Source organism: Sandaracinobacteroides sp. (assembly GCF_057137845.1).
This window is the reverse complement of sequence record NZ_DBNHFX010000077.1, coordinates 1-8,734: the sequence shown is the minus strand read 5'-3', so window position 1 is coordinate 8,734 and position 8,734 is coordinate 1. Positions and strand designations below refer to the sequence as shown.

At 63.3% G+C, this 8,734-nt stretch carries 8 protein-coding genes and 1 tRNA gene; 4 read left to right on the top strand and 5 right to left on the bottom strand.

Annotated features, from left to right (window positions below):
• Positions 1 to 49: 49 nt before the first annotated feature.
• The gene (locus AC16JP_RS03800) at positions 50 to 3,361 is read left to right on the top strand and encodes a TonB-dependent receptor (protein WP_484339270.1); all 3,312 of its coding nucleotides are present in this window, start codon (positions 50 to 52) and stop codon (positions 3,359 to 3,361) included.
• A 70-nt stretch (positions 3,362 to 3,431) separates the two neighbouring features.
• A tRNA-Leu gene (locus AC16JP_RS03795) sits at positions 3,432 to 3,517 on the top strand.
• Positions 3,518 to 3,542: 25 nt separating this feature from the next.
• Here the strand turns inward: AC16JP_RS03795 and AC16JP_RS03790 are convergent.
• From AC16JP_RS03790 to AC16JP_RS03775, 4 genes are read right to left on the bottom strand one after another with little or no spacing between them, the layout of a single operon-like run.
• Complete coding sequence (locus AC16JP_RS03790) at positions 3,543 to 4,238, bottom strand: MgtC/SapB family protein (RefSeq protein WP_484339269.1); 696 nt, start codon at positions 4,236 to 4,238, stop codon at positions 3,543 to 3,545.
• 60 nt (positions 4,239 to 4,298) lie between these two features.
• On the bottom strand, positions 4,299 to 4,712 hold the full coding sequence (locus AC16JP_RS03785) for a hypothetical protein (protein ID WP_484339268.1): 414 nt from the start codon (positions 4,710 to 4,712) through the stop codon (positions 4,299 to 4,301).
• A 26-nt stretch (positions 4,713 to 4,738) separates the two neighbouring features.
• On the bottom strand, positions 4,739 to 5,041 hold the full coding sequence (locus AC16JP_RS03780) for a type II toxin-antitoxin system RelE/ParE family toxin (RefSeq protein ID WP_484339267.1): 303 nt from the start codon (positions 5,039 to 5,041) through the stop codon (positions 4,739 to 4,741).
• Complete coding sequence (locus tag AC16JP_RS03775) at positions 5,038 to 5,262, bottom strand: hypothetical protein (RefSeq protein ID WP_484339266.1); 225 nt, start codon at positions 5,260 to 5,262, stop codon at positions 5,038 to 5,040. Before AC16JP_RS03775 ends, AC16JP_RS03780 begins: the two co-directional genes overlap by 4 nt.
• 305 nt (positions 5,263 to 5,567) lie before the next feature.
• Here AC16JP_RS03775 and AC16JP_RS03770 point away from each other — a divergent pair, with 305 nt between their 5' ends.
• A complete protein-coding gene (locus AC16JP_RS03770; RefSeq protein ID WP_484339265.1) occupies positions 5,568 to 7,799 on the top strand; it encodes a S9 family peptidase in 2,232 nt (743 codons plus the stop codon).
• Positions 7,800 to 7,818: 19 nt separating this feature from the next.
• Here AC16JP_RS03770 and AC16JP_RS03765 read toward each other — a convergent pair whose 3' ends face one another.
• Complete coding sequence (locus tag AC16JP_RS03765) at positions 7,819 to 8,331, bottom strand: DUF1269 domain-containing protein (protein ID WP_484339264.1); 513 nt, start codon at positions 8,329 to 8,331, stop codon at positions 7,819 to 7,821.
• Between the two features lie 157 nt (positions 8,332 to 8,488).
• On the opposite strand from AC16JP_RS03765, the gene AC16JP_RS03760 reads away from it, so the two are divergent.
• The coding region (locus AC16JP_RS03760) for a hypothetical protein (RefSeq protein ID WP_484339263.1) at positions 8,489 to 8,734 on the top strand (246 nt) is incomplete at its 3' end.

The following is an 8,734-nucleotide window of genomic DNA, read 5'->3' as shown; positions in this document are numbered from 1 at the left end:
CCGCCAGATTGGTTCACGGCAGACGCCAAAGTTAGTGGGGATAGATTGCATGGCTCGCATGGCTTCGACGATGTTGCTGACGGCGTTGCGCCTTGGCGCTTCGGTTTCACTTCTCGCCGTTGCGGCTGCGCCGTCGCTCGCACAGGAAGTGACGGGGACGATCCGCGGCGAAGTCCACGACGACGGTGACAAGCCGATCGTCGGCGCGACTGTCACCGTCGTCCATGTGCCTTCGGGCACGCGTTCGGTGCAGACAACGGACGCGTCCGGCACGTTCACGGTGCCGAACCTGCGGGTCGGCGGGCCGTTCGATGTCGAGGTCAAGGCAGCGGGTTTCGAATCCGTTTCATCGACCGTGCCGCTGCTCGCGGCCGGGCAGCCGCAGCGGCTGGCGGTGATGCTGGTGCCCGAAGGCGCGACGATCGAAGTAACTGCGGTGCGCGCTCCTTCGTCGATCCAGCTTGCGACCGGCCCTGCCACCTCGCTTACGGCCGAGGATATCGCCGGAATCTCGTCGGTGAACCGCGACATCCGCAATCTTGCCGCGCGCGATCCGCTGGTAACGCTGGACCCGACCAACGGCGGCGCGATCTCGATTGCCGGGCAGAACAACCGTTTCAATCGCATCACCGTCGATGGCATCGGCTTCGGAGACCCGTTCGGGCTGGAATCGGGCGGGCTTGCCTCGTCGCGCGGGCCGGTGCCTCTGGACGCCATCGCCGAGTTCACGGTGGAAACTGCGCCCGTCGATATCCAGCAGGGCGGCTTTCAGGGCGGCGCGATCAACACGGTGTTGAAGTCGGGCGGCAATGCGTTCAACGTCGGCGGCTTCTTCAGCTATACCTCGGATGCGCTTGCCGGCCGCCATGTGCGCGGAACCCGCGTCGAACGCGATTTCAGTTCCAAAGTGTTCGGCGCCCAGATCACCGGGCCGATCATCAAGGACAAGCTGTTCTTCGCCGTGACATGGGAACGCCTTCGCGACACCACGCCGTCGCTGCTCGGCCCGATGGGCGAAGGCTTCGCCAACGAGTTGCCGATCACCCGGGCGCAGATCGATCAGGTTTCGGCGATCGCCAAGTCGGTCTATGGCTATGATACGCTGGATGTGGCGAAGGCCGTTCCCGAAAACGACGACAAGCTGGTCGTCAAGCTGGACTGGAACATAACCGACGGCCACCGCGCAGCCTTCACCTATATCTACAACAAGGGAAACCAGCTTGCCGGTATCCCGAACTTCAGCACGACTTCACCACTGCTGGCGTTGCAGTCGAACAATTACAATCAGGGTTCGATCAACCATTATGGTGTCGCGCAACTGAACAGCGACTGGTCGGACAGTTTCTCGACGCAGGTTCGTGTCAGCTACAACGATTACCAGCGCCTGCAGGAGCCGTTCGGCGGCCGCACGTTCGGGCAGTTTCAGGTCTGTCTCGACCCGGCGGCATCGGGTTCGCTGACTTCGTGCACCACGGGCGTCGGCCGTATCCAGTTCGGGCCGGATGCCTCGCGGCAGGCGAACGAATTGTTCGTGAAAACGCTGGGTGTAGAATTTCAGGGCCGCATTCAGGCAAACGGCCACGACGTGAAAACCATCGTCGAGTATCGCGCGCAGAACATCGACAACCTGTTCGCGCAGCGTGTTGCCGGCCAATGGTATTTCGAAACGCTGGCCGATTATCAGGCCCGTCGCGCCAACCAGCTTGTCTATGCCTACCCGACCGGCGGCACCATCGACAGCACGCGCGCGCTGTTCGCAAACGACATCTTTACCGTGGGCATTCAGGACAGTTGGGACGCGACCCCCGATCTCACACTGATCGGCGGCCTGCGCTATGATCTTTATGCCACCGGCGACCGGCCGGCGTTCAACCAGGCGTTCACCGACCGCTATGGCTTTGCCAACAACTCCAGCCTTTCCGGCCGCCATCTGCTGCAACCGCGCTTCGGGCTGGTGTGGCACTTTTCGGACCGGCTGAAAATGCGGGCGACCGCCGGGCTGTATGGCGGCGGCAATCCGAACGTCTGGATTTCCAACAACTATTCGACCCCCGGACCGCTGCTGGCGCAGTCGACGATCAGCCGCACCGCAACCGGTTATACCGTGTCGGATATTCCGGGCCTTTCCGCCGCCGACCAGAACCTGCTTGGCGCCGCCGTCCTGAACGGCGTCAGCGGCGGGCCGGGCGTGCCGCCATCGCTGCAGAACCTGCTGGCAACCGCAGGCTCGTCACTGGCGACGACCAACGTGCTGGATCCGGCGTTCCGCATTCCTTCGCAATGGCGGGTGTCGGCGGGCGTCGATTACGATGCCGATCTCGGACCGCTTGGCGACGGCTGGCAGCTCGGCGGCAATGTCATCTGGTCGCGCGTGAGGGACGGCCTTACCTGGGTGGACCTCAGGGTCAGCCCGAACGGGGTGCTGCCGGATGGCCGGCCCCGGTACAAGCAACTGGCGTCGATCAGCGCGATCACATCCAACCCGGACCTGATGCTGACCAACACAGATCAGGGCTATAGCTGGAACATCGTCGGCCATCTCGACAAAGTGTGGCAGAACGGCATTTCTATCGGCGGCACCTATACGTTCCAGCGTGCAAAGGATGTCAGCCCCGGCACATCGTCGGTCGCGTTCTCGAACTGGGACAATACCGCAAGCCTCGATCCGAACAATTCGGCCTATGGCATCTCGAATTATCAGGTGGATAACAGCCTGCGGCTGCGGTTCTCCTATGATGCGCGGCTGTTTGGCGACAATGCGAGCCGGTTCGAACTGTTTTTCAACAGCCGCGCGGGCCAGCGTTACAGCTATGCCTTCTCGGATGCGGGTTCGGGGTCGCGGTCGGTCATTTTCGGCACGCTTGGTAACGATGGCAGGCACCTGATCTATGTGCCGAATGTATCGTCGATCACCGCCGACCCGATCGTCAGCTATGCGGCCGGGTTTGATTTCGCCGGCTTCCAGAAGTTTGTGCAGGATAGCGAACTGAACAGGCATCAGGGGTCGATCGCGCCGAAAAACATCGGTCGCAGCCCGCGCTGGAACAAGCTCGATCTGCGGATCAGCCAGGAAGTTCCGTTCTTCCTTGGCGGCAAAATCCAGTTGTTCGCCGACATGGAAAATGTGCTGAACATGCTGGACAGCGACTGGGGTTCGCTCAGGCAGGTCAACTTCCCGTATCGGGCGTCGCTGGTGAACGTGACCTGCCTTCAGGCCAATGGCGCGCCCGTTACCGGCGCCGGGCAGGCCTGCGCGAAGTATGAATATTCGAGCTTCCGCGCGCCGTCAGAGACGATCTACACCAACTACTCGATCTGGCAGGTCCGCCTTGGCGTAAGGCTGGATTTCCGGGGGCTGTAACGCAAAGGCCTGTGGCGCGGCAGTGCAGCGGTTGACGTGGCCGCACTGCCGCAGCATAGCGCTGTGCCGCGCGGATGTGGCGGAATGGTAGACGCAGCGGACTCAAAATCCGCCGTTGGCAACAACATGTCGGTTCGAGTCCGACCATCCGTACCAGCATTTGAAGGGCGCCATCAGCAACTCAGGGCGCCCACTCCAGCCAGACGATCCCCGGACGGGCCGACAGTTCGTCGATGATCGCCGGGACTGTCGGGTCTTCGCGGAAACCCCGCCATCTTACCTGCATGCTGGCGGTCGTCGGCCCGGCATCCGGCGATGGCCGCGACAGTCCGGTGCGGATCACCCGGAATCCGGCTGCTTCAAGCGATGCGCGGATGTCTGCCAATTGCGGGCCGTCGGCTGCTACGTGCAATGTCAGCATTGCCAGCCGCTCCTGCCGGATACGCAGTTCAACCAGCCTCAGGCCCGACAGAGTGCACAGCGCCAGCAGTGCGCCAGCGGCACCCAGGCCGATCTGCCCGGCGCCAAAGCACAGGCCGATGATGGTGACGAACCACAATGTGGCAGCGGTGGTGACGCCAAGCACCAGTTCGTCGCGGCGGAAAATCGCCCCGGCGCCGATGAAGCCGACGCCGGTAAGCACACCCAGCGGCAGACGAAGAATGTCCATCGAGACGAAGGAATCCGCCGGGCGCCCGTCGGTCAGCAGCAGCAGGTTCGCCTGGATCATGGCGATCGCCGCAGCAAGGCAGACCAGCAGCGTGGTCCGCATGCCGGCCGGCCGGCCATGCTCGCCACGGTCGAAGCCGATCAGCAGCCCTGCAACCGCCGCAAGAACCAGCCGCAATGCAATGTCCTGCCATCCGATCGGGTGCATGCGTTGCTGGTCCTCGTTCTGGTTGCGCAGGGGGCAGCATAGACCGGAAGCGCTGGCAGGTCAGCCCGCAGCCGCCATCGCCACCAACTGCCGGCCGATCCCCGAAAGCCATTCCCGCAGCAGCCTGATCCAGCCCTGCAGTTTTTTCAGCAGGTCGCCCGAAGTCAGGGTTGCGCCGCGCAGGTCGGCCACCTGCACATAGCGATCGAGCAGTTCCAGCATGGAATCGAGAAGCCCGACGTGGGCCGCAACCGCTGCCGCAGCGCCGCTGCCGAGCGCCGCCAGTTCGTCCGTCAATTGTGACGCCAGATCACGGATCCGCTGCATCAGTCCGTCGACATCCTCGTATATGCCATAGTGCCCCGAGAGGCCCTGAAAGCTTTCGAGTTCGGTATCGAACATCCGGCCCAAAACCTTGGTGAATCCGGCAAAGTCGGCGGCTACCGCCCGTTCGGCGCCTGCATTCTGGTTCATTCCAACACCTCCAGTGTCGGTTTGAACTAGTCGATCGGCGGCTCGGTGCAAGCCATATCCGGCAGAACGCGCAGCACGACGATGCCGTCGCTGTCGGCCTCGTAATAGATGAGGTGGCGCCGGAAGGGGTGACTGCGCGTGCGGTCGTCAATGTCGGGTTCGGGACGGCCGTTCAGCGGGCTTCGCGCCAACTGTTCCAATTCTGCTTTCAGGCCTTCGCAGTAGCTCCGCGCAGCCTCGTCGCCGAAGAAACGGAACTCGTGCGCCATCGACTGGAATATTTCAGCCAGGTCTTTCTCGGCGCGGATGGTGAGCCTGAGCACGGTCATGCGGCATGCGCCTTTGGCACATGGTCGTCAGACAGCGTGGCCCGCCGGAAGATGCCGTCGATCGAGGCGAGCGACGTGCCGCTGAGCCGGCCCTGGCGGACTGCATTGCGGGCGGATTCGATCCTTGGATCGGGTTGGTGCATCGCCGGGCCGGTCAGGAACTCGGCGGCGTCCTGCATCGAAATGCCGGATTGGCGCGCGTCGGCAATTGCACGTCGCAAACGCGCAAGATTGTGTTGTTGCCGCCTGTCTTTTGCAACCAATCCAGCTACATAGGTGGCAATGCTCGCAGCGCGCCCAACGGCAATCTGCTCCTCGCACCATGCGGCCAAATGATCTGGAAGCGCATATCGCACCATGTTCCGAACCCCTTGGCATCCACTGTGGTTATGGCGGCACCAAAGTCAACGGTTTGCTGTGCTGTGTTAACCACTTAACCGGAAATCGCTGCCATTCTGTAGCAATTGTTGACGAGTTTCCGTTTCGCCACTTGCACTTGGGCGTGATTGTCGCCACGCCGATGGATATGCGAACGCTTCTGCTTGCCCTTTGTCTTGGGATTGCCGCCCCGGCTGCATCCGCCGCGCCGCCGCTGACGCTCGGTCGTCTGTTTGCCGATCCGCCGCTATTGGGAACGCCGCCGCGGGCATTGTCGATCGCGCCCGATGGCCGTCACATCGCATGGCTGCAACCGCGTAGCGACGACCAGTTGCGCTATGACCTCTGGGTGGAAGATGTGGCGACCGGCGTCAGTCGCATGGCGGTCGACAGCCTTGTGCTTTCGGGTGGCGCCGCCGCCCTGTCTGAAGCGGAATTGATGCGCCGGGAGCGTGCCCGCCTCGCCTCGGTTCGCGGGCTGGTCGAGTATCAATGGGCGCCGGACGGAAAGTCGCTGCTGGTGCCGCTGGATGGCGATATCTGGATTGCGCCCTTGGATGCCGCGCCGCGCCGCCTGACCGAAACGGCGACCACCGAACTCGACGCGAAGCTCTCGCCGATGGGCAGCCACGCCAGTTTTGTCCGCGACCAGAACATGTTCGTGATCGACCTTGCGTCCGGCCGCGAGCGCGCGCTGACCACTGGTGGCGGCGGGCTGATCAGCTATGGCCTTGCCGAGTTCGTCGCGCAGGAGGAAATGCACCGGACGACCGGGCAATGGTGGTCGCCCGACGACCGCAGGATCGCGGTTGCCCGCGTCGATGAAAGCCCGGTCAAGGTTGCAGTGCGCGCGGCGATCGGATCGGATGGCACCCGCGTCACCGAACAGCGCTATCCGTTTGCAGGCACGCCCAATGCGCTGGTCAGCCTTGAAATCCACACCATTGCCGGCGGGGCGCCCGTCAGCGTCGATCTGGGCGTTGATCCCGATATCTATCTGGCGCGGGTCAACTGGCTGAACCTCCGCCAACTGCTGGTGCAGCGCCAATCGCGCGACCAGAAGCGGCTGGACCTGCTTCTGGTCGATGCTGAAAGCGGGCGTTCAGAAGTGCTGCTTTCGGAAACTTCGGCCACATGGGTCGCCTTGCATGACAGCCTGAAACCGCTGGCCGACGGAAAACGCTTCATCTGGGCGTCGGCGCGCAGTGGCTATCGGCATCTGTATCTGTGGGATGGCGCACGGCTCCGGCAGATCACAAGGGGCGAATGGCCGGTCGATGCGGCGCTGGCGATCGACGAGGGCAATGGCACCGTCCTGTTCACCGGGTTCCGGGAAACGCCCCTGGAAAAGTCGCTCTATCGGGTTGGGCTGCACGGTGGCGCGATCGAACGGCTGACCATGCCCGGCGGCTGGACCGACAGCGTCGCTGATCGGAAGGGCGGCACACTGCTGCTGACCCGGTCGACACCCGATACCCCGCCTGCGGTTTCACTGGTTCAGAACAAGGGTGCGGCGCTGCAACCGCTGCATCGGATCGGCCAGACCGGTTTTCCCTATGCGGAAAGCCTTGCTTCGCATGTCGTGCCCGAATTCGGCACGCTGAAGGCAGCCGATGGCCGGACGATGCTGCACTATTCTTTAAGCCGCCCACCGGGCCTGAAGCCCGGAGAGCGCGCGCCGGTGTTCTTTGAAATCTATGCCGGTCCGGGATCGCAGCGTGTGCGCCGCGCGTTCGGCAGCCTGTTGCACCAGTATCTGCTGCAACAGGGATGGGCGGTGTTCATGGTCGACGGGCGCGGCACCCCCAATCGCGGCACGGCGTTCGAAGCGCCGATCCACCTGCGGCTGGGCTTTCCCGAAGTCGATGACCAGATGGCGGCGCTTGGCTGGCTGAAGCAGCAACCCGGCATCGATGCCGACCGTATCGCGGTCTATGGCTGGTCGTACGGCGGGTATATGGCGCAGCGGCTGCTGACGAAGCATCCCGGTGCATTTGCCGCCGGTGTTTCGGGCGCCCCCGTCACCGACTGGCGGCTGTACGACACCCACTATACCGAACGCTATCTTGGGAATCCCAGCGTCGATCCCGCGCCCTACATCGCAAGCGACGTTACCCGTGACGCGTCGGCGCTGGCCGATCCGCTGCTGATCGTTCACGGCCTTGCCGACGACAATGTGGTCTTCGACCATTCGGCGCGCGCGATCGCTGCCTATCAGAAGGCCGGGAAGCCGTTCGATGTGATGGTCTATCCCGGCCAGACGCACGGCATCCGCGCGCCCGAATTGCAGCAGCATCTGTGGCGGACGATCCTTCGGTTCCTCGATCGAGAGGTGAAGGGCCGCGAGGTGAATGGCCGCGAGGTGAATGGCCGGCCATGATGACCGGTTGATATCGTCGTCAGCGGGCTTCGCGCAGGGCTTCGACCAGTGCCTTTTCCTGCTCGTGCGAGAGCGAGGTGTTCAGCACGCGCGGGTGCCATGGCTGGATCGCTTCTCCGATCTTGTCGGTCGTCATCTCGCGCAGGAGGACGAACAGCGCGGATGAATTGTCGGGGATCGTCGCCGACAACTGCCGCACGAAATCATCGTTGACGCCATAATCCATCAGGCTTCCCGAAAGTGCGCCTGCCCCTGCGCCGACGCTGGCGCCCACCACCATCCCTGCCAGCGGGTTCAGGAACAGCAGGCCGACCAGCGTGCCCCACAGCGCGCCCGACAGGCCGCCCGATGTGGCGCCGAGCTTCTTCAGGTTGATCGCCTGCTTCATGTGCACACGGCCTTCGGCGTCGCGCTCGACGACGACTGCGTCCTCGAAGTCGATCAGATGCTCGACCTTCAGCCCGCGCAGCTTGTTCAGCACCTCGTCGGCGGCGGTCAGGCCGTCGAATCCAAGCACGACCAGTTGGCTCATTGTTATCTCCGTTGCGGGCTGTTGCCGGTATTTTCGCCTTATGCCCGCTTGGTGCGGCGGAATCCACGGCGGAAGCGATTTTGCGTGGCTTTCGGAACCACTTGCTTTCAGGGGGTATTGCCAGCACGATAGCTTCACCAAGGCGGGAGACAGGCTGATGAACTGGCAGATGCAGACGGTGATTGCCGGGATGCTGGCGGCGATCGGGCTTTATATCATCGTGAACCCGGTGAACGTGGCAACGCTGGTTGCCGGCGTCATTCCGTGGCTGCTGATCGGCGCCGGCGCGATCTATCTGATCGGCGTGCTGTTCCGGAAACGGCGGCGGCCGATCACCATGATCCTGCCCGGCATCGTCGGCGTGCTGCTGGTCTATGCCGGGCTTTCGCTGAAGCTTGGCGAT

What these genes read in the sequence shown, in the direction of transcription:
- AC16JP_RS03785 (WP_484339268.1), bottom strand. Translation starts at nt 4,712, where the DNA reads ATGAACCAGAATGCAGGCGCCGAACGGGCGGTAGCCGCCGACTTTGCC.
- AC16JP_RS03780 (WP_484339267.1), bottom strand. Translation starts at nt 5,041, where the DNA reads ATGACCGTGCTCAGGCTCACCATCCGCGCCGAGAAAGACCTGGCTGAA.
- AC16JP_RS03765 (WP_484339264.1), bottom strand. Translation starts at nt 8,331, where the DNA reads ATGAGCCAACTGGTCGTGCTTGGATTCGACGGCCTGACCGCCGCCGAC.
- AC16JP_RS03770 (WP_484339265.1), top strand. Translation starts at nt 5,568, where the DNA reads ATGCGAACGCTTCTGCTTGCCCTTTGTCTTGGGATTGCCGCCCCGGCT.
- AC16JP_RS03800 (WP_484339270.1), top strand. Translation starts at nt 50, where the DNA reads ATGGCTCGCATGGCTTCGACGATGTTGCTGACGGCGTTGCGCCTTGGC.
- AC16JP_RS03790 (WP_484339269.1), bottom strand. Translation starts at nt 4,238, where the DNA reads ATGCACCCGATCGGATGGCAGGACATTGCATTGCGGCTGGTTCTTGCG.